At 61.2% G+C, this 24,740-nt stretch carries 24 protein-coding genes; 16 read left to right on the top strand and 8 right to left on the bottom strand.

Annotation, left to right across the window (positions count from 1 at the left end; translation table 11 throughout):
* The first annotated feature begins 230 nt into the window (after positions 1-230).
* A complete protein-coding gene (gene purL / locus ABM428_RS10630) occupies positions 231-2,390 on the top strand; it encodes a phosphoribosylformylglycinamidine synthase subunit PurL (protein WP_005853882.1) in 2,160 nt (719 codons plus the stop codon).
* Here purL and ABM428_RS10635 read toward each other — a convergent pair.
* Both ABM428_RS10635 and ABM428_RS10640 read right to left on the bottom strand, forming a co-directional pair.
* Positions 2,387-3,649: a VWA domain-containing protein gene (locus ABM428_RS10635; RefSeq protein ID WP_353627919.1), complete on the bottom strand. Its 1,263-nt coding sequence runs from the start codon at positions 3,647-3,649 to the stop codon at positions 2,387-2,389. The genes purL and ABM428_RS10635 overlap by 4 nt on opposite strands.
* A 76-nt stretch (positions 3,650-3,725) precedes the next feature.
* On the bottom strand, positions 3,726-4,637 hold the full coding sequence (locus tag ABM428_RS10640; RefSeq protein WP_037944437.1) for a MoxR family ATPase: 912 nt from the start codon (positions 4,635-4,637) through the stop codon (positions 3,726-3,728).
* Between the two features lie 213 nt (positions 4,638-4,850).
* Here ABM428_RS10640 and ABM428_RS10645 point away from each other — a divergent pair, with 213 nt between their 5' ends.
* From ABM428_RS10645 to ABM428_RS10660, 4 genes are all read left to right on the top strand, one after another.
* Positions 4,851-5,852 (top strand): phosphoadenosine phosphosulfate reductase, encoded by a 1,002-nt coding sequence (locus ABM428_RS10645; protein ID WP_353627920.1) that lies wholly within the window; start codon positions 4,851-4,853, stop codon positions 5,850-5,852.
* Positions 5,853-5,921: 69 nt separating this feature from the next.
* Entirely contained in the window at positions 5,922-6,959 is a 1,038-nt protein-coding gene (gene pyrC, locus ABM428_RS10650) for a dihydroorotase (protein WP_353627921.1), read from the top strand.
* A gap of 96 nt (positions 6,960-7,055) precedes the next feature.
* Positions 7,056-7,736 (top strand): orotate phosphoribosyltransferase, encoded by a 681-nt coding sequence (locus ABM428_RS10655; RefSeq protein ID WP_005853893.1) that lies wholly within the window; start codon positions 7,056-7,058, stop codon positions 7,734-7,736.
* A gap of 157 nt (positions 7,737-7,893) precedes the next feature.
* Complete coding sequence (locus ABM428_RS10660) at positions 7,894-9,396, top strand: replicative DNA helicase (protein ID WP_005853895.1); 1,503 nt, start codon at positions 7,894-7,896, stop codon at positions 9,394-9,396.
* Between the two features lie 45 nt (positions 9,397-9,441).
* On the opposite strand, the gene ABM428_RS10665 is transcribed toward ABM428_RS10660, so the two are convergent.
* Together ABM428_RS10665 and ABM428_RS10670 are read right to left on the bottom strand one after the other, a co-directional pair.
* On the bottom strand, positions 9,442-10,167 hold the full coding sequence (locus tag ABM428_RS10665; RefSeq protein ID WP_353627922.1) for a sterol desaturase family protein: 726 nt from the start codon (positions 10,165-10,167) through the stop codon (positions 9,442-9,444).
* Positions 10,168-10,179: 12 nt separating this feature from the next.
* Positions 10,180-11,496 carry a dienelactone hydrolase family protein gene (locus tag ABM428_RS10670; RefSeq protein ID WP_353628348.1) on the bottom strand — a complete coding sequence of 439 codons (1,317 nt, stop codon included), beginning with the start codon at positions 11,494-11,496 and terminating at the stop codon, positions 10,180-10,182.
* 237 nt (positions 11,497-11,733) lie between these two features.
* Between ABM428_RS10670 and alr the strand changes: the two genes are divergently transcribed.
* The 11 genes from alr (at position 11,734) to ABM428_RS10725 (ending at position 21,902) form a co-directional block, all read left to right on the top strand.
* Positions 11,734-12,768, top strand: a complete 1,035-nt coding sequence (alr, locus tag ABM428_RS10675) for an alanine racemase (RefSeq protein WP_353627923.1) — start codon at positions 11,734-11,736, stop codon at positions 12,766-12,768.
* A complete protein-coding gene (locus ABM428_RS10680; RefSeq protein ID WP_353628349.1) occupies positions 12,758-13,231 on the top strand; it encodes a paraquat-inducible protein A in 474 nt (157 codons plus the stop codon). Before alr ends, ABM428_RS10680 begins: the two co-directional genes overlap by 11 nt.
* Positions 13,232-13,396: 165 nt before the next feature.
* On the top strand, positions 13,397-14,164 hold the full coding sequence (locus ABM428_RS10685; RefSeq protein ID WP_132997253.1) for a DNA repair protein: 768 nt from the start codon (positions 13,397-13,399) through the stop codon (positions 14,162-14,164).
* Between the two features lie 60 nt (positions 14,165-14,224).
* On the top strand, positions 14,225-15,592 hold the full coding sequence (gene radA / locus ABM428_RS10690; RefSeq protein WP_132997254.1) for a DNA repair protein RadA: 1,368 nt from the start codon (positions 14,225-14,227) through the stop codon (positions 15,590-15,592).
* A gap of 28 nt (positions 15,593-15,620) precedes the next feature.
* Positions 15,621-16,175, top strand: a complete 555-nt coding sequence (locus ABM428_RS10695; protein ID WP_005853908.1) for a CvpA family protein — start codon at positions 15,621-15,623, stop codon at positions 16,173-16,175.
* A 186-nt stretch (positions 16,176-16,361) separates the two neighbouring features.
* Entirely contained in the window at positions 16,362-17,846 is a 1,485-nt protein-coding gene (purF, locus tag ABM428_RS10700; protein ID WP_037944446.1) for an amidophosphoribosyltransferase, read from the top strand.
* 219 nt (positions 17,847-18,065) lie between these two features.
* Complete coding sequence (locus ABM428_RS10705) at positions 18,066-18,332, top strand: hypothetical protein (protein WP_005853915.1); 267 nt, start codon at positions 18,066-18,068, stop codon at positions 18,330-18,332.
* A gap of 72 nt (positions 18,333-18,404) precedes the next feature.
* On the top strand, positions 18,405-19,055 hold the full coding sequence (locus ABM428_RS10710; protein WP_353627924.1) for an SDR family NAD(P)-dependent oxidoreductase: 651 nt from the start codon (positions 18,405-18,407) through the stop codon (positions 19,053-19,055).
* A gap of 72 nt (positions 19,056-19,127) precedes the next feature.
* Positions 19,128-19,913, top strand: coding sequence for a 5'/3'-nucleotidase SurE (gene surE / locus ABM428_RS10715; protein WP_005853919.1), 786 nt, complete (start codon positions 19,128-19,130; stop codon positions 19,911-19,913).
* A complete protein-coding gene (locus ABM428_RS10720; RefSeq protein ID WP_005853921.1) occupies positions 19,910-20,569 on the top strand; it encodes a protein-L-isoaspartate(D-aspartate) O-methyltransferase in 660 nt (219 codons plus the stop codon). Before surE ends, ABM428_RS10720 begins: the two co-directional genes overlap by 4 nt.
* Positions 20,570-20,645: 76 nt before the next feature.
* Positions 20,646-21,902 carry a LysM peptidoglycan-binding domain-containing protein gene (locus ABM428_RS10725; RefSeq protein ID WP_132997256.1) on the top strand — a complete coding sequence of 419 codons (1,257 nt, stop codon included), beginning with the start codon at positions 20,646-20,648 and terminating at the stop codon, positions 21,900-21,902.
* Between the two features lie 77 nt (positions 21,903-21,979).
* Here the strand turns inward: ABM428_RS10725 and ABM428_RS10730 are convergent, their stop codons facing one another.
* Genes ABM428_RS10730 through ABM428_RS10745 form a run of 4 tightly spaced genes read right to left on the bottom strand, consistent with a single transcriptional unit; the run spans position 21,980 to position 24,578 of the window.
* The gene (locus tag ABM428_RS10730) at positions 21,980-22,819 is read right to left on the bottom strand and encodes an ATP-binding protein (RefSeq protein ID WP_132997257.1); all 840 of its coding nucleotides are present in this window, start codon (positions 22,817-22,819) and stop codon (positions 21,980-21,982) included.
* Entirely contained in the window at positions 22,816-23,700 is an 885-nt protein-coding gene (gene tatC, locus ABM428_RS10735; protein ID WP_005853927.1) for a twin-arginine translocase subunit TatC, read from the bottom strand. The genes ABM428_RS10730 and tatC overlap by 4 nt, the downstream gene beginning before the upstream one ends.
* Positions 23,697-24,335 carry a Sec-independent protein translocase protein TatB gene (tatB, locus tag ABM428_RS10740; RefSeq protein ID WP_353627925.1) on the bottom strand — a complete coding sequence of 213 codons (639 nt, stop codon included), beginning with the start codon at positions 24,333-24,335 and terminating at the stop codon, positions 23,697-23,699. The genes tatC and tatB overlap by 4 nt, the downstream gene beginning before the upstream one ends.
* Positions 24,336-24,341: 6 nt before the next feature.
* Positions 24,342-24,578 (bottom strand): twin-arginine translocase TatA/TatE family subunit, encoded by a 237-nt coding sequence (locus tag ABM428_RS10745; protein ID WP_005853930.1) that lies wholly within the window; start codon positions 24,576-24,578, stop codon positions 24,342-24,344.
* Between the last annotated feature and the right edge of the window lie 162 nt (positions 24,579-24,740).

Genomic DNA, 24,740 nt, shown 5'->3' on the forward strand with positions numbered 1-24,740 from the left:
ACATGTCATAGATTAACGATTCCATCCTTGAACCGTGCACGAACGCCACTTAATTGGGCGGTATGAAGACGGGCGGCTCCGCGCCGCTACTTCATACCTCCCTGTTGGACTCGGCCGAGCTTCGTGCTCGGCCTTTTTTTTGGCTATGGCCCTTCACGAGCCTTAGGTCTTTTCCCCGCGCTGCGCTTGATCTAAGAGGTGTGGCATATTGCTAGGGGAAAACGCGCACCATGACCGAACCAGCCATCACCCAAGACCTGATTTCCAGCCACGGCATCAATGCCGAAGAATATCAGCGTATTCTGGATATCATCGGGCGCGAACCCACCTTTACCGAACTGGGCATCTTTTCGGCCATGTGGAACGAACACTGTTCCTACAAGTCGTCAAAGAAGTGGCTGCGTACCCTGCCGACCGAGGGCCCTCAGGTGATCTGCGGACCGGGCGAGAATGCGGGCATCGTTGATATCGGCGACGGCCAAGCGCTGGTCTTCAAAATGGAAAGCCACAACCACCCGTCCTACATCGAACCCTATCAGGGTGCGGCGACTGGCGTGGGCGGCATCCTGCGAGACGTCTTCACGATGGGCGCGCGTCCGATCGCGGCGATGAACTCTCTTAGCTTCGGGTCGCCCGACCACCGCAAGACACGCCAGCTGGTGCATGGCGTGGTCGCGGGTGTGGGCGGCTACGGTAACTGCTTTGGCGTGCCCACGGTGGGCGGCGAAGTGCGCTTTGACACCGCCTATGACGGCAACTGCCTTGTGAATGCCTTTGCCGCCGGTCTGGCCGACACCGACAAGATCTTCTATTCCGCCGCTTCCGGCGTCGGCATGCCGGTCGTTTACCTTGGTGCGAAAACCGGCCGTGACGGTGTGGGCGGCGCAACGATGGCATCGGCCGAGTTCGACGACACCATCGAAGACAAACGTCCCACCGTTCAGGTCGGCGACCCCTTCACCGAAAAACGCCTGATGGAAGCCACGCTCGAACTGATGGCGACCGGTGCCGTGATCTCCATTCAGGATATGGGCGCTGCGGGTCTGACCTGTTCGGCCGTGGAAATGGGCGACAAGGGCAACCTTGGTGTACGTCTCGACCTCGAAAAGGTCCCGACCCGCGAACACGCCATGACCGCCTACGAGATGATGCTGTCGGAATCCCAGGAACGGATGCTGATGGTCCTGCGCCCCGAGCTTGAGGCAGAGGCGAAAGCCGTCTTCGACAAATGGGACCTCGATTTCGCCATCGTAGGCGAAACAATCGCCGAGGACCGTTTCTTAATCGTGCACAATGGCGAGGTCAAAGCCGACCTGCCGCTTAAAGCGCTGTCCGGCAACGCGCCCGAATACGACCGCCCCTATGTCGAGACACCAGCAGCCGAACCGCTATCGGATGTTCCCGGCATCGACCCCATCGACGGGCTGAGCGCGCTGATCTCCAGCCCGAACTACGCGTCCAAAGCGTGGGTGTTTGAACAATACGACACGATGGTCATGGGCGACAGCGCCCGCACCCCCGGTCTGGGATCGGGCATCGTGCGCGTGCATGGCACCGACAAGGCGATCGCCTTTACCTCGGATGTGACGCCCCGCTACGTCAAGGCGAACCCTGTCGAAGGCGGCAAACAGGCCGTGGCCGAAGCCTACCGCAACCTCTGTGCCGTAGGGGCACTGCCGCTGGCGACCACCGACAACCTCAACTTCGGCAACCCCGAAAAGCCCGAGATCATGGGCCAGTTCGTTGGCGCGCTGAAAGGCATCGGCGAAGCGGTTGCCGCGTTGGACATGCCCATCGTATCCGGCAACGTGTCGCTGTATAACGAAACCGACGGCAAAGGCATTCTGCCCACCCCCACCATTGGCGCGGTCGGCCTGCTTAAACATACGGACGAGATCATCGGCAAAGAGGTCCGCGAGGGCCATGTCGCTTTGGTTCTGGGGGCCACCGAAGGGCACATCGGACAATCCGCCCTGCTGCTTGAAGTGTTCAACCGCCGCGATGGCGACGCCCCCCATGTAGATCTGGCGCTGGAGAAGGCCCACGGTGAATTCATCCGCGCCAACCGCGCGTTGATCAAAGCCTGCACCGACCTGTCGGACGGCGGTCTGGCGCTGGCAGCCTTTGAACTGGCGGACGAGGCCGGCGTCGGCGTGACCCTGGATTCTGCCGATACGCAGGTTCTGTTTGGCGAGGATCAAGCGCGCTATCTGATCGCCTGTAACTTCGATCAGGCCGAAGCCCTGATGATCGCCGCGCAAAACGCCGGTCTGCATCTGGAAAGCGTCGGCAAGTTCGGCGGGGATCAAGTGAACTTTGGCGGCGTCAAAGCGCCTTTGGCTGACCTGTCGGCGACCTATCGCGGGGCTTTTGCTGAAACCTTCGCCTAAGGGGCCGCCCCCATCATCTGCATCAATCGCGTTTTCTCGCCCCGGTCATCGGGGCGGGAGATCACCTCTGCCAGTTCTTGCAACGACGCAATCGAGTGACCGGCCCGAAAGCTGTCGGTGAAGGGCAGCATCGCACGGATACCTGCCGCTTTGGGCGCGAACCCGTCCCACCGCAGCAGCGGATTTAACCAGATCAGCCGACGTGCGGACAGGTGCAACCGCTGCATCTGTCGCGCCAGATCATCGGGCGCATCGCGGTCCAGCCCATCAGTGATCAACAGCACAACCGCACCCTGCCCCATAACCCGCCGCGACCAATCGCGGTTGAACGCCTCGATACAGGCCCCGATGCGCGTGCCGCCCTCCCAATCCTGCGCCTCTGCCCCCGCCGCCTTGAGCGCTGCATCCACGTCGCGCGTCGCCAGATGGCGGGTGATATTGGTCAGCCGCGTGCCAAAGGTAAACGCATGCACCTGCGCCCACCCCGCGCCCTTGGCATTGCTCACCGCATGCAGGAAATGCAGCACCATGCGGGAATATTGGCTCATGGAACCGGAGATATCGCACAGCACCACCAGATTGGGATAGCGTGGGCGCGGGGTTTTCAGCACCAGCTTGTCCATCTCTCCGCCCCGGCGCAGCGCGGCCCGCAGGCTGCGCCCCGCGTCGATCCGCCCCCTCGGGGACGTCATGGCACGGCGTGACGGCATGGGTTTGACCGGCAGGCGCAACCGCGCCAGCATCTTCTTGGCCTCCGCCACCTCCGCGAGGCTCATCAGTTCGAAATCAAGACTGCGCAGCCGTTCTTGCGAGGACATGGTCAGGCTGGCATCGACCTCGATCTCTGTCTCGCCTTCGTCTTGCGGTTCTTCGCGGTCGCGTTCCGGCGCTTCGGCACCGTCCAGCAACGCCTCTGCCGCGCGTTTCTCGGCGGCTTGGGCGGGGCGGTCTTCCTGCACGCCACGGATCGCGGGCAGCATCGCGGCCATCATATGTTCCAGATACCGCGGGTCGCGCCAATAAAGCCGGAAGAGCTGCGCAAAGATGGTCCGGTGCTCAGGACGGTTCACAAAGCAGGCGTGCAGCGTCCAGTAGAAATCGGTTTTGTCGGTGAACCCCGCCACCTCTACCGCGCGGATCGCGTCAATCACGCGACCGGGGCCAATGGGCAGACCGGCGCGGCGCAGGGCACGGGCGAAATGGGTGATATTGCCGGCTAGTTTGGGGTTATCGGGCAGCTCCAGGGGCAGATGTTCCATCAGGTCGCCTGCCGCCGGGGGCTGTCGGCCCCCGGACCCCCGAGGATTTTAGACCATTTGGAAGCGGCAGTATCCGTCAAGGGGTCGCGTCCAGCGTGGCTTTGGCTTGATCGAGGATGCGTTTCGCCTCTGATCCTTGCAGCTTGGCGATGTCATCCTGGTATTTCAGGATCGCCCCAAGCGTATCCGCAATGGTTTCGGGGCTGAGGTTTATCACATCCAGCGCCAGCAGACATTTTGCCCAATCAATGGTTTCGGCCACGCCGGGCTTCTTGAACAGGTCCTCGGTCCGAAGGTGCTGGACAAAGGCCACGACCTCGCGGCTGAGCGCGGCTGAGGCTTCGGGGGCGCGGGCGGCCAGGATCTCCATCTCGCGGGGGAAATCGGGATAGTCGACCCAGTGATACAGACAGCGGCGTTTGAGCGCGTCATGCACCTCGCGCGTGCGGTTCGAGGTCAGGATCACAATGGGGGGCTCGGGGGCCTTGATCGTGCCGAGTTCGGGGATCGTGACCTGAAAATCGCTGAGCGCCTCAAGCAGGAAGGCTTCGAACGGGGCGTCCGTGCGGTCAAGCTCGTCGATCAACAGGATGGGGGCGCCGCGGCCGTCAGGGCGCATCGCTTCGAGCAAGGGGCGTTCGATTAGAAAGTCGTCGCTAAAGAGTTCTGTTGTGAGCTGCTGTCGCGAGCGATCGCCGGTGGCCTCAGCCGTGCGGATTGCCACCATCTGGGCAGGGAAGTTCCATTCGTAGACCGCCGTGGCGGCATCCAGCCCTTCATAGCATTGCAACCGGATCAACTTGCGGTCCAAGGCCAGCGCCAATGCTTTGGCGATCTCTGTCTTGCCGACGCCTGCCTCTCCCTCGAGGAACAGCGGCCGGCCCAAGGTCAGGCTCAGGAACACCACCGTGGCCAAAGGCCGCCCGCAGACATATCCCTGCCCCGCAAGCAGCTCTTGCACGGCGTCGATCGAAGGGGGCAGTTGCATGGCATTCTCCGGTTGTGATTGGGACGAGTGGTGCATTCTGATCCCGCGCGGTCAAGGGGTCTGCACGGGGTTCAACAGACTCTATGCCTTGGAGCGACCACAGAATGTGCTATAAATGTGCTTCAAATCTCCGCATTTTCGCCTTAATGCGCCGATACCTCAGACCAAAAGCCAGGGGTTTCCTGTGCCCAGATACGATTGAGGAAGTTTACCATGATCGATACCGCCGTAACGCTCGACACGTCTTTTGAGGACTATTCCAAAAGCGAGTGGATGGATGCTGTGAAGCAGGTCGCGCAGAATGGCGGGTTCTATGAAGCGCTCGGGTCACGACACCACGCGATGTTTCTGGAAAAATCCTCTACCCTGCTGGTCAGCTTTGAAACCATCAACGGGATGCGCGCCTTGTCATCGATGGCGCATCCTTTGGGATGGGAAATGGTGCGCAGCGAAGGTTGGTCGCATCTTTGTCTGGCGTCAGAAGGGGATACATGGTTCCGGGACGCGCCAGTTTACGCGTTTTTCGACCGGCTGATCGACGATGGCTTTTTCGACGGCTTTGACCGCGTGGTCTTTTATGGCGCGGGTCCGGGCGGCTATGCGGCTGCGGCATTCTCTGTCGCGGCACCGGGCGCAATGGTCGTTGCCATCCAGCCGCAAGCGACGCTGGACCCCAGCGTGACCGAATGGGACGATCGCTTTGTCGAGATGCGGCGCACGGATTTCACCTCCCGGTTCGGATATGCCCCCGATATGCTGGACGCGGCCGAGGCCGCTTTTGTGATCTATGACCCGACTGTGCCGCTGGACGCGATGCACGCCAGCCTCTTTACCCGCCCCAATGTGACCAAACTTCGGATGCGGCGCATGGGCACGGCGCTGCAATCGAAACTGCTGGAGCTTGACCAGTTCGAAAACCTGCTGACCCTTGCAGCCGATGGCGAGCTGACAATCGCGAGCTTTGCACGCATCGCCCGGGCGCGCCGCGATCACCGCCCCTATCTGAAGGGCCTGCTTGCCGCGCTGGAACGCGAGCAGCGCGATCCGTTGACGCTCACGCTATGCAATTTCGTGACAGGGCATATGTCGGCCCCTCGGTTTGTCCGGCGCAAAAAGCAGTTAGAGGCCGAACTGGCCCTGCGCGTCGCACAGGAAAACGGGACTGCAGAGGAACCGGATACGCCATCTCAGGATGCAGCCAAAACCACCGGCTGACGTTTGCTGCGGTCCCTTTGAGCAACCCGAGACTAGCGCGCCCGCACGCCCTGTGCTAGCGGGGAGCCCATGACACAGACCCTCACGCTTCGACGCCCCGATGATTGGCACCTGCACCTGCGCGACGGCGCGATGCTGGACGCCGTGTTGCCCCATACCGCCGCGCATTTTGCCCGCGCCATCATCATGCCCAATCTGGTGCCCCCGGTGGTGCGCGGTGCCGATGCGGCCGCCTACCGCGATCGTATCCTCGCGGCACTGCCCGAGGGCGCGGAGTTCAAACCGCTGATGACCCTTTATCTGACCGAGGATACCGATCCCGACGATGTGGCCGCCGCCCATGCCAGCGGGTTGATCACCGCGGTCAAGCTCTACCCCGCCGGTGCGACGACAAATTCAGCCAGCGGCGTGTCGAACTTTGACAATGTTGCGCCCGTGCTGGAACGCATGGCCGAGATCGGCCTGCCCCTGTGCACCCATGGCGAGGTCACCGACCCCGAGATCGACATTTTCGACCGCGAGGCCGTGTTCATCGACCGCGTGCTTGACCCGATCCGCACCCGTCATGCGGGGCTGAAAGTCGTCATAGAGCATATTACCACCGCCGACGCCGCCCAATATGTCACGGAAAGCACCGGTAATCTGGGCGCGACCATCACCACGCACCATCTGGTGATCAACCGCAACCATATCCTCGCCGGTGGGATCAAACCGCATTACTACTGCCTGCCCGTCGCCAAACGCGAGAGCCACCGTCTGGCCCTGCGCGCTGCCGCGACTTCGGGCGACGCGCGCTTCTTTCTGGGCACGGATTCCGCGCCGCATACGGACGCGAACAAGCTGCTGCCCTGCGGCTGTGCCGGCTGCTTTACCGCGCCCAATACGATGTCGATCCTGGCCGAGGTCTTTGAACAGGAAGACGCGCTGGACCAATTGGAACGGTTTACCTCGCTGAACGGGCCGGATTTCTATGGGTTGGCCCCGAACGAGGCGACGATGACGCTGACCCGCACACCGGCGACCTACCCCGATCACATCGACACGCCCGACGGGCCGGTCACCGTGTTCGATCCGATGATGCCGCTGAACTGGTCCGTCACCGACTGACGCCCCCCCCAGTACCAAAGACAGTTTGCCGGTCGCAGCAGGATGAGACCGACCACCACCGCCCTCAACGCCAAGGCCCCAAAAGGAACGCATGACATGATCCCCACCAGCTACCCCGACTCTACCGAAATGGCGCGCTTGACCGCGCGGATGTTGCTGGAGATCAAGGCCGTTCATTTCAACGCGGCAGAGCCCTTTACCCTCGCCTCCGGCCTGCCGAGCCCGACCTATATCGATTGCCGCAAGCTGATCAGCTATCCGCGCATCCGCGCCACCTTGATGGACTTCCTGACCGTCACAGTGATGCGCGAAGCGGGGTTCGAGGCGTTTGACAATATCGCGGGCGGTGAAACCGCGGGCATCCCCTTTGCCGCGATGGTGGCCGAGCGCATGGCGCTGCCCATGACCTATGTGCGCAAGAAGCCCAAAGGCTATGGCCGCAACGCCCGCATTGAAGGTGAAATGACCGAAGGCCAACGGGTTTTGCTGGTCGAGGATCTAACCACCGATGGCGGCTCGAAGATCAGCTTTGTCGACGCGATTCGCGATACCGGTGCAACCTGCGCGCATACGGCTGTGATCTTTTACTACGGTATTTTTCCGCAGACAGAAAAGACCTTGGGCGATCACGGGGTTACGTTGCACAGCCTGTGCACCTGGTGGGATGTGCTGGCCGAGGCCAAAGCGCAGAACGCGTTTGACACAGAAACCCTGACCGAAGTCGAAGCCTTCCTGAACGCGCCAGAAGCGTGGCAGGATGCGCGGAAAAAAACCTAAGAAATCCACATGATATTGTGTCGCGTGGTGTAAAATCACGCGACATATGCTACGCTAGCGCAGAGATCAGGTTATCCACAGCTTATAAAGATTGCGGGATGACGGGCGGCTCGGGTAGATAAGCCTCGGGTCATTAATCAGTGGGGCAACACGTAGCATGAACGAGATTTCAAGCATCGACGGTAACCAGCTAACGGTTCAAGCGGCCGAGACAATGCCGCATTCCATCGAAGCGGAACAGCAGTTGTTGGGCGCGATCCTGACCAACAACGATATCTACGACCGCGTGGCGTCTGTCATCGGTCCCAAGCATTTTTACGACCCCGTTCACGCCCGTATTTTCGAGATTGCCGCCGCGCGGATCGCCAAGAACAACCTTGCCTCCCCCGTGACGCTCAAGGCGTTTATGGAGGATGACGAAGGGCTGAAAGAACTGGGCGGCCCCGCCTATCTGGTGCGCCTTGCCGGTGCCGCGATCAGCGCCTTTGCCGTGCGCGACTATGCGCAGATGATCTATGATCTGGCGGTGCGTCGCGACCTGATCCAGCTGGGCCGTGACATCGCGGCCAAAGCCGCACAGGTCGATGTCGCGTCAGAGCCGCGCGAACAGATCGTCGAGGCCGAACAAAAGCTCTATAAGCTCGCAGAGCAGGGTCAGACCGAAAGCGGTTTCCAGAGCTTTCTGAAAGCCGTGACCGATGCGGTCAACGTGGCCAATGCGGCCTACCAGCGCGACGGTGGCCTATCCGGTGTCTCTACCGGTCTGATTGATATGGATAAAAAGCTGGGCGGGTTACACCCCTCTGACCTTTTGATCCTTGCCGGTCGTCCGTCGATGGGGAAAACCTCGCTTGCGACGAACATCGCCTTCAACGTCGCCAAAGCCTACCGCCGGGGCACCTTGCATGACGGCACCGAAGGCGCTGTAGATGGTGGCGTTGTCGGGTTCTACAGCCTCGAGATGAGCGCGGAACAGTTGGCCGCGCGTATCCTGTCCGAAGCGGCCGAAATCCCGTCCCACCAGATCCGGTCGGGTGATATGACAGAGACCGAATTCCGCCGTTTCGTCGATGCCGCCAAAGCGCTGGAAGCCTGCCCGTTGTATATCGACGACACGCCCGCCCTGCCGATCAGCCAGCTGGCCGCCCGTGCGCGGCGGCTCAAGCGGACCCACGGGTTGGACGTGTTGATTATCGACTATCTCCAGCTGGTGCGCGGGACGGGCAAAGGCGAAAACCGGGTGAATGAAATCTCGGAAATCACCATGGGCCTCAAGGCCATTGCGAAAGAGCTCAACATACCCGTGATCGCCCTGTCGCAGCTGTCGCGTCAGGTGGAAAACCGCGAAGATAAGCGCCCGCAGCTGTCGGACTTGCGTGAATCCGGATCGATCGAACAGGATGCCGACGTGGTGATGTTCGTGTTCCGCGAGGAATACTATAAGGAACGCGAAAAACCCGGCGATCACGAGCTGGATAAAATGGCGATCTGGCAAGAAGAGATGGAGCGTCTGCACGGTCGCGCCGAAGTGGTCATCGGCAAGCAGCGTCACGGCCCGATTGGTACTGTCGATCTCAGCTTTGAAGGGCGTTACACCCGCTTTGGTAACCTTGTGAAACCGTGGCAGAGTGAAAATGGCGGCGGCGATCAGGAGTTCTGATCGCCACACCCCTTTAATTTAATGAATACACGCTATGTGCGGAGGTCAGACAACCGCCGCGCGGGCGATCTCTGCCTCTGACAGATTGTATTTCGCGGCAAAGCGCTCCCGCGCCGCGATCAGCCTTGGGTCATTGGGTCGCATCCCCAAAGTACGAATGAATTCAATCCGTTGCTGGTGCTTTAGCGCCTCGCGGTCAATCGCCGTCCCCATCGCGCGGTCAATCACGGCCCCGCCGGGGCTGACGTGGAACCACTTGCTGAAATCACGGAAGTGATGCTGGTTGTGCAGCGTGGTCACATAACGCTCTACCCGCGTTTTGGGCACGTTCACATGGGCGGTCATGTGGAACCATTCATAGACCAGAAAGGTCAGCACCCCGCCCACTGGCACGATGGCCACGGCGATCCAGCCCGCCTGCGGCACAGCAAACAGGGCAAGAACATCCCACAGCACCCCTCCGTTCACCAGTAGCATCGGCAAAGCGATCCAGATCGGCACAAAAAACAGCTTGGTGTTGGTCGGGAAATCATGATGACCGTAGTGCGCCATGTACAGCAGGTCAAAGACCCATTGCGCCCGCGGGGGCGACAGGTGGAACACATAGCGGTGCAGGTTGTATTCATTCAGCATTTGCGCGGCGACCCCCAAGGGGATCAGCGCCCAGACCCATAGCGGCGCAAACAGCGCCAAGCCAACCAGCCCCGCCCCACAAGCGACCGCCATCACCACGACGGCCGCATGCGAGAACATGATACGCAAGCGCATCATCAGCGGTGCTCCTTACTCGGGCGACAGGGTTTCATAGCGCAACCCTTTGGCGGTGTCCTTGTCGAACCCCTTCCAATAGCTGTGATCCTCCTTCGGGGTGCCATCCTCGTTCATCGACCAGACCCCGTCGTTGGAGTTTTCGACCAGATCAAGATAGGCCCCCATCTCGGCATCGCCCTTGAGGTGCTGTGCCATCCAGACGGTGGCGAAATGCTGCGCGATGTTGTTCATGCGCACCGTGTCCCAGACCGGATCGGTATAGTGGCCCGACACGTTGAACCCCAGATCAGCGTCATCGCGAAAGGATTCCGCAGGCGCAGGCATCGGGGCCGCCGCATTATGGCCGCCGTTATCAAAGGTCAGCAAGGCGCGGTCGACGCTGCTGGCGTTTTCCCAAATGGCGCGCACGCCTTTTTCGTACAGCGATACCATATCCTCGGACCCGGCCATGAACAGCATGGGGATCTGCACGCCCTTCAAGCCTTCGGCATCCCAGAAGCCCGTGTTCATGCCCCAGGGGCCAATCGCGATGGCGGTTTTGATCCTTGGGTCGGGCAGGTTGTTATGCGTCTCGGACCCCGCCTGATGGATGCCCAAGGTGCCATGCGGCCCGCCCCAGCCATAGCCGACCGACGCTTCGGTCACGCCACCACCTGCGGTGATCACCGCGCCGTAGCCGCCCATGGAATAGCCGATCAAACCGGTGTTTTCCGCATCCACCAACCCATTGAGAAAAGAGCTTTCGTCTTGCGACAGACGCGCCATTTCATCCAGCACGAAAAGCTGGTCCAGCGAGCGGTTCACCAGCGTAGAGCCAAAGGCCGCCTGCGTGCGATAGGTCGAATCCAGGTGATCGATCGACGCCACGACATAGCCCTTCGACGCGATGTTCTCGGCCAGATGGGACATCAGGAAGCGGTTGCCGGGATACCCGTGGGAGACGATGACCAGCGGATAGGCCGCGTCGGGCTGTGCGGGGTCCGCGTCGCGCATGGCTTTGCCTTGCAAGGTGACCTCGGTCTTGCCATCGCGGATAAACGCCTTGATCGCGGTGTCGCCGGTGGCCCCGTCCGCGGCGGGGTACCAGACCTCTACAGTCAGCGGGCGATCATAGCGCGGCAGGGTTTCAGGCTTGTCCGCTGCGGGATCGATGGAGAGGATATCGATCTGGTCCTTATGCACCAGGTCAAGCTGGCGCACGCCAATTGCTTCGTCGCCGTACGCCGCCATATCAGGGGCTGTGGGCATCTGGGTATCGATCCGGTTCTCGGCCAGCGCCATAGGCGTGGCCATCGCCGTGACCACCGCCAGCACGGGCCCCGTTGTCATTGTTGAAACTCGCATTGAACTCTCTCCCGTTTTATATCCGGCTACTGCGCGCAGCCTGTCTTTTGTCAGGAACCAAGCTATCGCGTTCGCGCCACCATGCAAGCATCATGCGAAGGTTTCGTTACGTTAGGGAAATGGGCCAAACATTCCGCCCCTCTTCCCGCATGGCGAGGGATTATTGGCCGGTGGCCCTGCTCGTGGCTTGACCTTGGCGGGCATACGGTCAAAACAAATCCCATGACAACAGCCACCCTCTCTATCGACCTCAATGCGATTGCCGTCAATTGGCAGGCGCTGAACAAAATGACCGGCTGCGACACCGGTGCCGTGATCAAGGCGAATGCCTATGGTCTGGGCATTGACCGCGTGGCCCCGGTTCTCGCCGCCCAAGGCGCGCGCAAGTTCTTTGTCGCTGTCGCGGAAGAGGGCGTGGCCCTGCGTCGCGTGTTGGGGCCCGGCCCTGCGATCAACGTCTTTGCGGGGCATATGCCCGGGGACGCCGATATGATCCGGAGCGCCGCACTGACGCCGATGATCAATTCGGTCGACCAGATGATCGCCCATGTCGAAGCCTTGCCCGGCGATCGTTTCGGGGTGCAGCTGAACAGCGGCATGAACCGCCTTGGCATGGACCCGGCTGAATGGGCTGCGCTGCGCGACATCGCCCTGGCGCAGAACCCGACCTTGATCATGTCGCATTTGGCCTGCGCGGATGAACCGAACCACCCGATGAATGCCCGACAGCTCAAGACCTTCCGCGAGATGACGGATGGGTTGAACGTGCCACGATCCTTGGCCGCGACGGGGGGTATCATGCTGGGCCGTGACTACCACTTTGACCTGACCCGCCCGGGCATCGGGGTCTACGGCGGATTGCCCTTCGCCGATGCGATGCCGGTTGTGACGCTGGATGTGCCTGTCATTCAGGTGCGCGAAGTCGCCACGGGCCAGACCGTCGGCTATGGGTGCGCCTGGACGGCCCCCCGCCCGACAATGGTCGCGACGATCGCAGCGGGTTATGCCGACGGGTTGATCCGCGCCTTGGGCAACGGGGCCACTTTCACCCACGAGGGGCGCAAACTGCCCGTTGTTGGCCGTGTCTCTATGGATCTGATCACCGTCGATGTGACCAGCCTGACAGAGGTGCCAGAGCATTTGCAGCTGATCGGAAACTATCAGTCTGTTGATACGGTTGCCGGGTTTGCGGGCACCATCGGCTACGAGGTGCTGACCGCGCTTGGCGCGCGCTATGACCGGGTCTATGTGGAGTGATGGGGCACGCCCCCGCGCAGATCGCTTTGATATGGTGCTGCGCGTCGCAAACCTGTCTTTGCTGATCCTCTACCCCGTTGCATGGGCCGCACCCTTGTTGCGGGCGGGCGTGCTGCCACTGTTCGGGCTCACCGAAATCTCTGTCCTGAGCGGGCTGAAATCCCTATGGGACACCGACCTGTTTCTGGCGCTGATCGTCGCGGTTTTTGCGCTTGTCGCGCCCTATGTTAAGACAGTCGGCCTGACGCTGATTCAGTTCCGCCTGATCGGCCCGCGTGCCCTGCCCATCTTGCAGGCAATCGGCAAATTGGCGATGGCGGATGTGTTTCTGATCGCGCTTTATGTGACCCTATCAAAGGGAATCGGCATCGGGCGGATCGAGACGGCTTGGGGGCTATACCTGTTCACAGGCTGCATCCTCGCGTCGCTGTTTATCGGGCACCGCGCGCAGAAAATCGCCTAAGCAAGCTGGCGTTTTCACGCGACCAATCCACCCGCCTGGGTAGAATTACCCGAAATTTCCCAAGTAAATTCGATTCATTTACGGAAATTTCAAGATTTTCTTCGCCTTTTGCCAACATCGGCATATTCTTGCTTACAACAGCAACTCAAGCACAAGGTGAGACAGATGAACGCGTTGACGGCACTTATTCAGTATCTTTTTCAAAGACTCGCATTCGCGGTTTTCGCTGTTGCCGCCGTGGCGATCACCGTCTGTACCGTTATGGCCGTGCTTGGCCAATGGGCCTGGATTGAACTGCCACTCAACTATGACGGGCAACCCGTTGAGAATGCAGGGATGTATGCGCAGATCGGCCTGACCATTCTGGCCGTGGGCATCTGCTTTTTCATCCCCACCAACCGCCGCGTCATGCAGCTTGAGACATCGCACCGCAAATTTGCGCTGAACATGGACGACATCACCCGCGCCTACGGGGCGGTGCATGCGGCGGATCGGGGTGACGTTTTTCACATGTCTTCCGAATTCGACTCGGTCCGCGAACGGCTGGCCTATCTGCGCGATCACCCTGATCTCAGCACGCTTGAACCCGCCCTTCTGGAAGTCGCCGCGCAGATGAGCCACATCTCGAAAGAGCTGGCGACCGTCTATGCCGACGAGAAAATCGAACGTGCGCGCAATTTCCTCAAGCAGCGTCAGGAAGAAGTGAACCTGTTCAACAGCCGTCTGGATCAGGCCAAAGGCATCACATCCGAAATGAAACACTGGCTGCACGAGGTCGAGCTGGAAGAAAGCGTGGCCGCAGCACAGCTGGACCGCCTGCGCGCTGAAATGCGCGAGATCATGCCCGAATTGGGAATCGAACGTACGGTATCGGCGGATGAAATGGCCCGCGATTCACGCGTGGTAGAGCTGCCCCCCAAAGCAGCGGAGTAACCCTGCGCGGGCACCAAGGTTTTGCTTTGACGTTTCCCCTTTGTTCGGCCAGAAAGACGCATGGCTAAATCTCCCGTTACATTTTCATGCACGGCTTGCGGTGCGACCTATAACAAATGGTCCGGGCGCTGTGATGCCTGCGGCGAATGGAACACGATCCAGCAAGACAAGGGCATTTCATCCGGCCCGCCCAGCAAATCGCTTGGCACCCGTCGTGGTGCGGCGATGGTGCTGACCGACCTCACCACCAAGGACACGCCCCCGCCCCGCAGCCATTCCGGCATTGCCGAGCTGGACCGCGTTTTGGGCGGCGGGCTGGTACCGTCCTCTGCCATTCTGGTGGGCGGCGATCCGGGCATCGGGAAATCCACTCTTCTGCTGCAAGCAGCGGCCCATTTTGCCCGCAGCGGTTTGAAAACAATCTACGTCAGCGGAGAGGAAGCCTCGGCGCAGGTCCGTATGCGTGCGCAGCGTTTGGGGCTGTCCGACGCCTCGGTGCAGTTGGCCGCCGAAACCAATCTGCGCGATATCCTGACCACACTTGAAGAGGTGAAGCCCGATCTGGTCATCATCGATTCGATACAGACCATGTGGGCCGATAACGTCGATTCCGCCCCCGGGTCCGTCAGTCAGGTCCGCGCCGCCGCGCACGAGCTGACAAGCTTTGCCAAACGCCGCGGCGTTTCCGTGATTCTTGTGGGGCATGTCACCAAGGACGGGCAGATCGCGGGGCCGCGCGTGGTCGAGCATATGGTCGACACCGTGCTGTATTTCGAGGGCGAGCGCGGCCACCAGTTCCGCATCCTGCGCGCGGTCAAAAACCGCTTTGGCCCCGCCGACGAGATCGGCGTGTTCGAGATGACCGGCGAAGGGCTGGCAGAGGTCACCAACCCCTCTGCGCTGTTTCTGTCCGAACGCGGCACACCCGCCGCGGGCTCAGTGGTTTTCGCAGGTATCGAAGGCACCCGCCCTGTTTTATGCGAGCTTCAGGCCCTTGTGGCCCCGTCGCCTCATTCGCAGGCGCGGCGTACGGTCGTGGGCTGGGACGGGGGACGGCTTGCGATGATCCTCGCCGTGCTAGAGGCCCGTTGCGGCATCCCCTTTGCGGGGCTTGATGTTTACCTCAACGTGGCAGGCGGGATGAAAATCTCGGAGCCGGCGGCGGATTTGGCGGTCGCGGCCGCCTTGCTCAGCGCGCGCGAAGACGTGGCCTTGCCCGCGGAAACCGTTGTTTTCGGCGAAATCAGCCTGTCCGGTGCGCTACGCCCCGCCAGTCAAACCGAAAATAGGTTGAAAGAAGCGCAAAAACTTGGTTTTACCAGCGCCATCGCGCCCGCGGGCGGAAAACCGGTGGGCAAGAACGGCATAACGCTTAACACCATGAGCGATCTCACCGGATTTGTAGGCGAAATATTCGGGGCTGGCTAACCGCCCCTTCAAGGAAGGCAAGACGACCATGGAAGGTTTTACCATCATTGACGGGGTTGTGGCGCTTGTCATCGTTCTGTCGGCTTTGCTGGCTTATGGCCGCGGGCTTGTACGCGAATTTATGGCGATCGTGGGCTGGATTGCCGCCGCGATCCTTGCGTTTCTTTTTGCGCCGCAGGTTGAACCGCTGGTGTCAGAGATCCCTGTTGTGGGCGAATTCCTTGCCGACAGTTGTGAACTATCGATTATCGGGGCGTTTGCCATCGTCTTTGCCATCGCGCTGATTGTGGTCTCGCTGTTCACCCCGTTGTTTTCGTCGCTGGTGCAGCGGTCTGTTCTGGGTGGTCTGGATCAGGGGCTCGGGTTTCTTTTCGGCGTGGCGCGCGGCATTCTTTTGGTCGCCATCGCGTTCTTTGTGTATGACACAGTGATCACCGGCCAGACCTTCACGATGGTGGACGAAAGCCGGTCGGCACAGGTCTTCGGGCGCTTTACCGGCCAGATCGAAGAGCAGAACCCGGAAGCCGCATTGGGCTGGATCACCACCCGCTACGAGGCTTTGGTTGGGGCCTGCGGTGCCTAATCGCCGCTGACGCTGCCAAAAGTTAAACATGCGCCCCCGTTTTCGGGGGCGTTTGCGTTTCTGCCATATGTTGCATCGCAGCATATGCGGGGGCAAAATGTAACGGCGGGGTGACAAGGCCCGCCCAAAGTCCTACATAGCCCCTATCCCTTCATCGGATTCGGAGTTGCCCCGTTGTCCAAGATCATGCCCCCCGCACACCCGTTTGATTCCTCCTATCTGCGTGATGCAGATGACGGGGATAAACTCAAAGAAGAATGCGGGGTGTTCGGCGTGATCGGCGTTGCAGACGCCTCGAACTTTGTGGCCCTCGGCCTGCACGCATTGCAGCACCGTGGTCAGGAAGCCGGCGGGATCGTCAGCTATGACCCCGCTGCCGGTTTCCAGTCCGCCCGCCGCTTCGGCTATGTGCGCGACAACTTCACCTCGCAAAAGGTGATGGAGACGCTGCCCGGCGAACTGTCTATCGGGCATGTGCGTTATTCGACCTCTGGTCACAAAGGCCCAACAGCGATCCGCGATGTGCAGCCCTTCTTTGGCGAATTCGCCATGGGCGGTGCCGCGATTGCCCATAATGGCAATATCACCAACGCCAATGCCCTGCGCCGCGAGCTGATTGAACGCGGGTCGATCTTCCAGTCCTCGTCGGACAGCGAATGTATCATCCACCTGATGGCGCGGTCCCTGCAACGCAACATTCCCGAACGCATGGAAGACGCGCTGCGCCGTGTCGAAGGCGCGTTTTCGGTCGTGGCGATGACCCGCACCAAGCTGATCGGCGTGCGCGATCCTTTGGGCGTGCGCCCGCTGGTTCTGGGCAAGCTTGGCGACGGTTGGGCGCTCAGCTCCGAGACCTGCGCGCTGGACATCATCGGTGCGGAATTCGTCCGCGAGATCGAGCCCGGCGAGATGGTCGTGATCACGCCTTCGGGCGTCGAAAGCCATTTTCCCTTCCGCCGTGTCGCATCGCGTTTCTGTATCTTTGAACACGTCTATTTCAGCCGCCCCGACAGCATCCTTGGCGGTCGTTCGGTCTATGAAACCCGCGAAGCCATCGGGCGCGAGCTGGCCAAGGAATCGCCGGTAGAGGCGGATCTTGTCTGCCCCGTCCCCGACAGCGGCACGCCTGCGGCCATCGGTTTCAGCCTCGAATCGGGTATTCCCTATGCGATGGGGATTATCCGCAACCAATACATGGGCCGGACCTTCATCGAACCGACCGAGCAGATCCGCAACATGGGCGTGCGGCTAAAGCTCAACGTGAACCGCGCGCTGATCAAGGGCAAGCGGGTCATTCTGGTAGACGATTCGGTTGTGCGTGGCACCACCAGCCGCAAGATCAAAGAGATGATCCTTGATGCCGGCGCGAAAGAGGTCCACTTCCGCATTGCGTCGCCCCCCACCGCGTGGCCCTGTTTCTACGGTGTGGACACGCCGCAACGTGAAAAGCTGCTGGCGGCCACCATGTCCGAAGAGGAAATGCGCGAGCATTTGCAAGTGGATAGCCTCAAGTTCATTTCGCTCGACGGGCTTTACCGCGCCGTGGGCGAGGCAGAGGGTCGCAACAACAAGTGCCCGCAATATTGCGATGCCTGCTTCTCGGGCGATTACCCCGTCACCCCTGCCGACCAGATCAATCAAGGGTTCGAGATGAAGCCAGCCGCCGAGTAAAGCCGCCGCTTTCCGACAAGTTCCGCAAGGGCGGGCGCAGGGTTCAACCCCTCGCCCGCCCTTTTGCTATTTTGCGCCCCCGTGCCGCTGGCAAAGCTTTGCCGACGTGCAAGCCAGTCTTTGCCAGCTTCCCCCGCGCCCTCTTTCGGCGGTCAGGCAGCTTTGTTAGCCCCTCGGTCTAACCATTCTTTGCCCCCCTAAGCGCAGCAAGAGGCACCCATGTCGACTGACGAAAAAGGCACTCCGACCCCGCAGAAAACCCTTAATCTGGCAACGCAGCAGGCGTCCCTGCCCAAGCTCGCCCTGATTGGGACCTTCGGCAGCCTGACCGACCCCGGCGCGTTGATCCGCGATGGCCGCGGACGCATTCACCGCGTGACCTTGAACGACAAGATCAGCGACGGCATCGTCGCCGCCATTGGCGACGACAGCGTAGTTCTGGCGCAGCGAGGGCGCACGGTGACGCTCAAACTTCCCAAAGGGTGAAACGCCCCGCGACATGACCCCGGGTGCCGCGCCCCTCTTGACGGGGGGCGGTGGCTCAGGCAAAGCCACCCCATGACAAAAACAGCTCTTATCACTGGCGCGTCCCGCGGTCTTGGTGCCGCCCTGGCCGAAGCACTTTGCGACACGCATCACATCATTGCAGTCGCCAAAACCACCGGTGCCCTGGAAGAGCTGGACGACCGCATCCAGTCCCGCGGCGGCAGCGCGACGTTGGCCCCGATGGACATCACCAATGCCGATGCGATGGCGACCCTGTGCCGTGGCATCTATGACCGCTGGGGCAGCCTTGACCTTTGGCTGCACACCGCTGTCCATGCCGCCCCCTTGGCCCCGACCGATCACATCGACGCCAAAGACATGGCCAAATCTGTCGCCTGTAACGTCACCGCCACCTCGACCCTGATCACCTATGTGGCACCGCTGCTGGGGCAGTCGGGTCAGGCCGTGTTTTTTGACGATCCGGTTGTGGCGACCAAGTTCTTTGGCAGCTACGGGGCCACCAAGGCCGCGCAGATCGCGCTGGCCAAAAGTTGGCAGTCCGAAGCCGTGGCAATCGGCCCGCGCGTCCTCATCATGACCCCCGCCCCCATGCCCACCGCGACACGCGCGCGTTTCCACCCCGGTGAAGATCGTGAGGCGCTGAACACGCCACAGTCGCAAGCCGCTGAAATTCTGGCGCAACTGGCTGTTTCCCAGCCTTAAAACATGATGCGGTGAAGGCTCCTGCCTTGCCGCGCCGCGCCCCGTCGCCTATCAAGGCGCAAAGGGGAATTTATGCGCATTCTGATCACCAACGACGACGGTATTCACGCTCCGGGTCTGAAGACCCTGCAGGGCATTGCCACCGACCTGGCCGGACCCGATGGCGAGGTCTGGATCGTGGCCCCCGCCTATGAACAATCCGGCGTCGGGCATTGCATCAGCTACACCAAGCCGATGATGGTCGAAAAGGTCAGCGACCGGCGCTTTTCGGTCGAGGGCAGCCCGGCCGATTGTGTGATGGCCGCACTGCATGACTGTATGCTGGATGCCCGCCCTGATCTGGTGCTGTCGGGTGTGAACCGCGGCAACAACGCGGCTGAAAACACGCTCTATTCCGGCACGATCGGTGGCGCGATGGAGGCGGCGCTGCAAGGCATCCCCGCCGTGGCCCTGTCGCAATATTACGGCCCTGCCAACCGTGATCTGGATGATCCGTTCGAGGCAGCCGCCGGCCACGGGGCCGATGTGATCCGCCGTATTCTGGATGCGACACCGGCGCATGGGGATGGCTACCGTCTGTTCTATAACGTGAATTTTCCGCCCGTCGCAGCGGCAGAGGTTCAGGGCATCCGTTTGGCCCCCCAGGGGATGCGCCGCGATACCAGCTTTTCCACGATCCCGCAGTTGTCGCCCTCGGGGCGGCGGTTCTTGTGGATCAAGGGCGCGGACCAGCAGATCCCGACGGACGACGGCACCGACGCCGCGCTGAACCTTGACGGCTATATCTCGGTCACGCCCATGCGCGCCGACCTCACCGCTCATGATACATTTGACGCGCTAAAAGCCATCAATACATGAACGACGAAGAAGACATCACAGACGCGACACGCAAGATGCAGTTTCTTTACGCACTCCGTTCCAAGGGCGTCACCGATGCCCGTGTCCTGAACGCAATGGAGCAGATCGACCGTGGTCCCTTCATCCGCGGCCTTTTCGCGTCCCGCGCCTACGAGGACATGCCCCTGCCGATCGCCTGCGGTCAGACCATCAGCCAGCCTTCGGTTGTGGCGCTGATGACGCAGGCGCTGGATGTGTCATCGCGTGACAAGGTGCTCGAGGTGGGGACCGGATCAGGTTATCAGGCCGCGATCCTCAGCAAACTGGCGCGGCGCGTCTATACCATCGACCGCCACCGCAGACTGGTGGTAGAGGCCCGCCAGATCTTCGAGGATCTGGCCCTGTCCAACATCACGGCGATCATAGGCGACGGCAGCTTTGGCTTGCCCGAACAGGCCCCCTTTGACCGGATCATCGTGACCGCCGCCGCCGAAGACCCCCCCGGCCCGCTTCTGGCTCAGCTCAAGGTGGGCGGCATCATGGTCGTGCCCGTGGGCCAGTCGGACACGGTTCAACACCTCATACGTGTACGCAAAACCGAGACCGGGCTGGAATATGACGAGCTGCGCAAGGTCCGCTTTGTTCCCTTGCTTGAAGGGCTGGGAAAAGACGGCTAAATGCAGTATAGCAAGGGGAACTCCGCCCGAACGGGGACCCCAAGGCGCTGACGGCACCGAAGACGAGGACGAGCAGATGACCCAACCAAACGTGACCCGTACCCTCAGGCTGACGGTACTGGCGGGCAGCTCTGCGCTTTTGCTCGCCGCGTGTGAACAGCCCCTTGATATGGATTTGCGCGGCGGCTTTGGCGACGGTTTCACCACCGCCCACGCAGCCACCGGCCCGCTGGATGAACGCCCCGCACCGGACAACCGCGGTGTGATTTCCTACCCCAACTATCAGGTCGCCGTGGCGCGGCGTGGCGATACGCTGTCTGACGTGGCCACCCGCGTGGGTACCGATGTGGGCAGCCTGTCGCGCTACAACGGCATCGACCCCACTGTCCCCCTCCGCAAGGGAGAGATCATCGCCCTACCGACCCGCGTCGCCGAACCCTCGCCCGCGACTGGCGCGTCGGGCACCGGTCCGATCACCACTGCAGCGGTCGATATCCAGACCATCGCAGGCGGCGCGATCAACCGGGCGCCCGCCACCCCCGGCGTGCAGACCACCACCCTGCCCTCGGCGCAGACCACCACCCGCGAGAACCCCGCGAAACAGACCGGGATCGAGCCTGTGCGCCACAAGGTGGAACGTGGGGAAACCGCCTATACCATCGCGCGTCTCTATGCCGTGCCGGTTGAAACGCTGGCCGAATGGAACGGGCTTGGCGCTGATTTCTCTGTCCGCGAAGGGCAGTTCCTGCTGATCCCCGTGGCGCAGCAGGCCGCCCCGAAACGCAGCGCCGCGGTCCCTGCTGCCGCGACGGCCACTGCGCCGACAACGACCAGCTTGCCCGGCACCGGATCGCCAACGCCGACCCCGCCAAGCGCCGCGAAACCGCTACCGCCTGTAGACGAGAAGCCCGCCGCGCCAAAGCCCGAACCCGCCGCAGCCAAACCTGTCGCCGATGTGGGCAAGACGACGCAACCCGCCTCTTCGGGCCGCATGTCGCCCCCCGTACAGGGCAGCATCATCCGCGCCTATTCCAAGGGCAAGAACGAGGGCATCAACATCAAGGGCACACCGGGTGCTGCGGTCAAAGCCGCCGATAGCGGCACCGTCGCCGCGATCACCAAAAGCGCCGAGGGCGTGCCGATTGTCGTGATCCGCCACCCTGACAACCTGCTGACCGTTTATGCCAATGTCGCCAATGTGTCGGTCGCCAAAGGGGATAGCGTATCGAAAGGGGCAAGCATCGCCAAACTGCGCCCGGGCGATGATTCATTCGTACATTTCGAGGTGCGCAAAGGCTTTGACAGCGTCGATCCGACGCCCTACCTGAACTAAGCCAACTGGAAAACTGAACAGCTTTAACATGCGGCCCCTTTTCGGGGCCGCTTGCTTTTGTGCAGGCCGCTTATCGCTTACAGCGCGACGCCGCGACGCCCTGCCAGATCAACGAAGTACTGCCAGGCCACACGGCCCGACCGCGCGCCACGGGTCGCTTGCCATTCGATCGCCTCGGCGTGCAGGGTCTTGGCGTCGATATCGACCCCATAGGCATCGCAATAGCCGCGGATCATATCCAGATACTGTTTCTGGTCGCAGGGATGGAAGCCCAGCCACAGCCCGAACCGATCCGACAGCGATACTTTCTCTTCCACCGCCTCGGCAGGGTTGATGGCAGAGCCACGTTCGTTCTCGATCATGTCACGGGGCATCAGATGACGCCGGTTCGACGTGGCATAAAGCACGACATTCTCTGGCCGCCCCTCGATCCCGCCATCCAGCACCGCCTTCAGCGATTTGTAATGCGCGTCATCATGACCAAAGCTCAGATCATCGCAATACAGGATAAACCGTTGCCGCGCACCGCGCAGCAGGCTCAGCAGACGGCCCACCGATGGCAAGTCCTCGCGTTGCAGTTCCACGATGCGCAGACGGTCGTGCGTCTCGCGGACATGGGCGTGTACGGCTTTCACAAGGCTCGACTTGCCCATCCCGCGCGCGCCCCACAGCAGGGCGTTGTTGGCGGGCAGACCGGCGGCGAATTGCATCGTGTTGGCCAGCAACGTGTCGCGCGCGCGATCCACACCGACCAGCAGCGACAGATCAACCTTGCTGACCGTTTCGACCGGTGCCAGATGGTCCGGCCCTGTCTGCCAGACAAAGGCCCCCGCGACATCAAAATCCGGGGTTTTCAGCGGCGGAGGAGACATCCTCTCCAACGCCGCTGCAATACGGTCCATCGGGTCACGGTTCACTTCAGGTCGTCCTCATCCTCTTCGAACTCTGCGAGGATCGGGTCATCATATTCGTCGTCATAATACCCGTCTGCGCGCAGCTGCTCTTCTCGTTTGCGTTCAACCCGCCCTACAAGAAAGATAGAGATTTCGTAAAGCCCGTAGACCACAACAAACAGGATCCCTTGGGTGATCACATCCGGCGGCGTGACAAGTGCGGCCAGCACCAGAATACCAACCACCGCATATTTGCGCACGTTGCCAAGCCCTTCGGCGCTGACCAGACCGGCCTTGCCCATCAGGGTCAGCAATACGGGCAGCTGAAAGCACAGGCCAAAGGCCACGATGAACTTGATCGTCAGGCTTAGATACTCCTGAGCCGACCCCTGGAACGCGATGGCCGCGATTCCGCCTGCGTTATCCGTCCCCTCGCCGACAAGCGTGCCCGCCTGCTGGAACCCAAGAAAGAAATCGAAAGCCAGCGGCGTCACGACATAAAAGGCAAAGGACGCGCCCAAAAAGAACATCAGCGGGCTCGAAATCAGGAAGGGCAGAAACGCGCCCTTCTCGTTCTTGTAAAGCCCCGGTGCCACGAAGCGCCACAGCTGGTAGCTGATATAGGGAAAGCCCAAAACCAGCCCGCCCAGCAAAGAGATAGAGATGGCGACGAAAAAGCCCTCTTGCAGCTTGATCAGGATCAACCCGCAGTCTTCCTGCCCGCGCTCGGCCATAGCCGAACACAAAGGATTTGTCAGGAAGTTAAAGATCGGATTCCAAACGGTAAAACAGATCACCATGCCGATGATAAAGGCGATCACCGAATGGATCAGCCGCGTGCGCAGCTCGGCCAGATGCTCGATCAGCGGGGCGGCGCTGTCGTCAATATCGTCTGATGCACTCATGTGTCACTCTTTTTGGCCGCTGGCGCTTTGGGCGCGGCTTTCTTGGCCGCAGGTTTCGCTGCGGCAGGTTTCTTGGCGGCAGGCTTCTTGGCGGGCGTGGCTTTGGCTGGCGTTTTGGCGGCAGCTGCCTTCTTGGCTGGCGCTTTCTTGGCAGGAGCTTTCGTCGCCGGCTTCTCGATCTGCGGCGCGGCGGCGGGTGTCGCGAGTTTCGCTTCTGCCGCATCGGCCTGTGCCAGCGCTTCGGCAGCTTCACGCTGTTTGCGCTCGGCACCGGCACGGGCGGTGGCGGCCTGGATCTTCTTGACATCCTCGGCCCGCTGCGAGGCCAGTTTGCCCGTCTCGCTTTCGGGGTCGAATTTGGACAGGGATTTGGTCGCTGACTTCACTTCGTCCATCGCCGATCCCAGCGGGTTCGTCGCGGTTTTCAACGTCTTGTTCAAACTGGACGACATCTCGCGCATGCCCGTGTCATCGGCGGCATCATTCATCGCATTGCTGAACTCGCGCGCCATCCCCTTGGCCTTGCCCACAAACTGGCCGACCTTGCGAAACAGCACGGGCAGGTCCTTGGGACCCACCACAATCAGCGCGACAACGCCAACGACCAACAGCTCTGACCACCCCATATCAAACATGAGAGCTTACACCCGGTCCTTGTCGGTCTTCGTGTCGGTGACAACAACGGTGTCATCGCTCAGCTCGGCAGTGTCCTTGTCGCCGTTTTTCACGTCATCTTCGCCTTCGCTGATGCCTTTCTTAAAGCTGGTGATGCCCTTGCCGACTTCGCCCATCAGGCTGGAAATCTTGCCGCGCCCGAACAGGACCAGCACCACAACTGCAATCAGCAAAAGACCCGGAAGGCCGATATTGTTCAACATAGTCTCAACTCCATAATCCGAATGTGAGGCAGGGGGACTGCCCCCGCCGGTAAACTCTGTCTCTTTTTAGGCCCCTGCTCTGGCAGCTTGAAGGGCCAAAGCGTTTCCCTCGCCGCGCGGCCCCGCAAAATTTACGCCCTCCAACGACCGCCCCAACACTCC

Source organism: Sulfitobacter sp. TCYB15, from assembly GCF_040435955.1.
Lineage (GTDB): Bacteria > Pseudomonadota > Alphaproteobacteria > Rhodobacterales > Rhodobacteraceae > Sulfitobacter > Sulfitobacter pontiacus.

Coding starts and splice junctions, on each gene's coding strand:
- purL (WP_005853882.1), top strand. CDS start 231: ATGACCGAACCAGCCATCACCCAAGACCTGATTTCCAGCCACGGCATC.
- ABM428_RS10635 (WP_353627919.1), bottom strand. CDS start 3,649: ATGGAACATCTGCCCCTGGAGCTGCCCGATAACCCCAAACTAGCCGGC.
- ABM428_RS10640 (WP_037944437.1), bottom strand. CDS start 4,637: ATGCAACTGCCCCCTTCGATCGACGCCGTGCAAGAGCTGCTTGCGGGG.
- ABM428_RS10645 (WP_353627920.1), top strand. CDS start 4,851: ATGATCGATACCGCCGTAACGCTCGACACGTCTTTTGAGGACTATTCC.
- pyrC (WP_353627921.1), top strand. CDS start 5,922: ATGACACAGACCCTCACGCTTCGACGCCCCGATGATTGGCACCTGCAC.
- ABM428_RS10655 (WP_005853893.1), top strand. CDS start 7,056: ATGATCCCCACCAGCTACCCCGACTCTACCGAAATGGCGCGCTTGACC.
- ABM428_RS10660 (WP_005853895.1), top strand. CDS start 7,894: ATGAACGAGATTTCAAGCATCGACGGTAACCAGCTAACGGTTCAAGCG.
- ABM428_RS10665 (WP_353627922.1), bottom strand. CDS start 10,167: ATGATGCGCTTGCGTATCATGTTCTCGCATGCGGCCGTCGTGGTGATG.
- ABM428_RS10670 (WP_353628348.1), bottom strand. CDS start 11,496: ATGACAACGGGGCCCGTGCTGGCGGTGGTCACGGCGATGGCCACGCCT.
- alr (WP_353627923.1), top strand. CDS start 11,734: ATGACAACAGCCACCCTCTCTATCGACCTCAATGCGATTGCCGTCAAT.
- ABM428_RS10680 (WP_353628349.1), top strand. CDS start 12,758: ATGTGGAGTGATGGGGCACGCCCCCGCGCAGATCGCTTTGATATGGTG.
- ABM428_RS10685 (WP_132997253.1), top strand. CDS start 13,397: ATGAACGCGTTGACGGCACTTATTCAGTATCTTTTTCAAAGACTCGCA.
- radA (WP_132997254.1), top strand. CDS start 14,225: ATGGCTAAATCTCCCGTTACATTTTCATGCACGGCTTGCGGTGCGACC.
- ABM428_RS10695 (WP_005853908.1), top strand. CDS start 15,621: ATGGAAGGTTTTACCATCATTGACGGGGTTGTGGCGCTTGTCATCGTT.
- purF (WP_037944446.1), top strand. CDS start 16,362: ATGCCCCCCGCACACCCGTTTGATTCCTCCTATCTGCGTGATGCAGAT.
- ABM428_RS10705 (WP_005853915.1), top strand. CDS start 18,066: ATGTCGACTGACGAAAAAGGCACTCCGACCCCGCAGAAAACCCTTAAT.
- ABM428_RS10710 (WP_353627924.1), top strand. CDS start 18,405: ATGACAAAAACAGCTCTTATCACTGGCGCGTCCCGCGGTCTTGGTGCC.
- surE (WP_005853919.1), top strand. CDS start 19,128: ATGCGCATTCTGATCACCAACGACGACGGTATTCACGCTCCGGGTCTG.
- ABM428_RS10720 (WP_005853921.1), top strand. CDS start 19,910: ATGAACGACGAAGAAGACATCACAGACGCGACACGCAAGATGCAGTTT.
- ABM428_RS10725 (WP_132997256.1), top strand. CDS start 20,646: ATGACCCAACCAAACGTGACCCGTACCCTCAGGCTGACGGTACTGGCG.
- tatC (WP_005853927.1), bottom strand. CDS start 23,700: ATGAGTGCATCAGACGATATTGACGACAGCGCCGCCCCGCTGATCGAG.
- tatB (WP_353627925.1), bottom strand. CDS start 24,335: ATGTTTGATATGGGGTGGTCAGAGCTGTTGGTCGTTGGCGTTGTCGCG.
- ABM428_RS10745 (WP_005853930.1), bottom strand. CDS start 24,578: ATGTTGAACAATATCGGCCTTCCGGGTCTTTTGCTGATTGCAGTTGTG.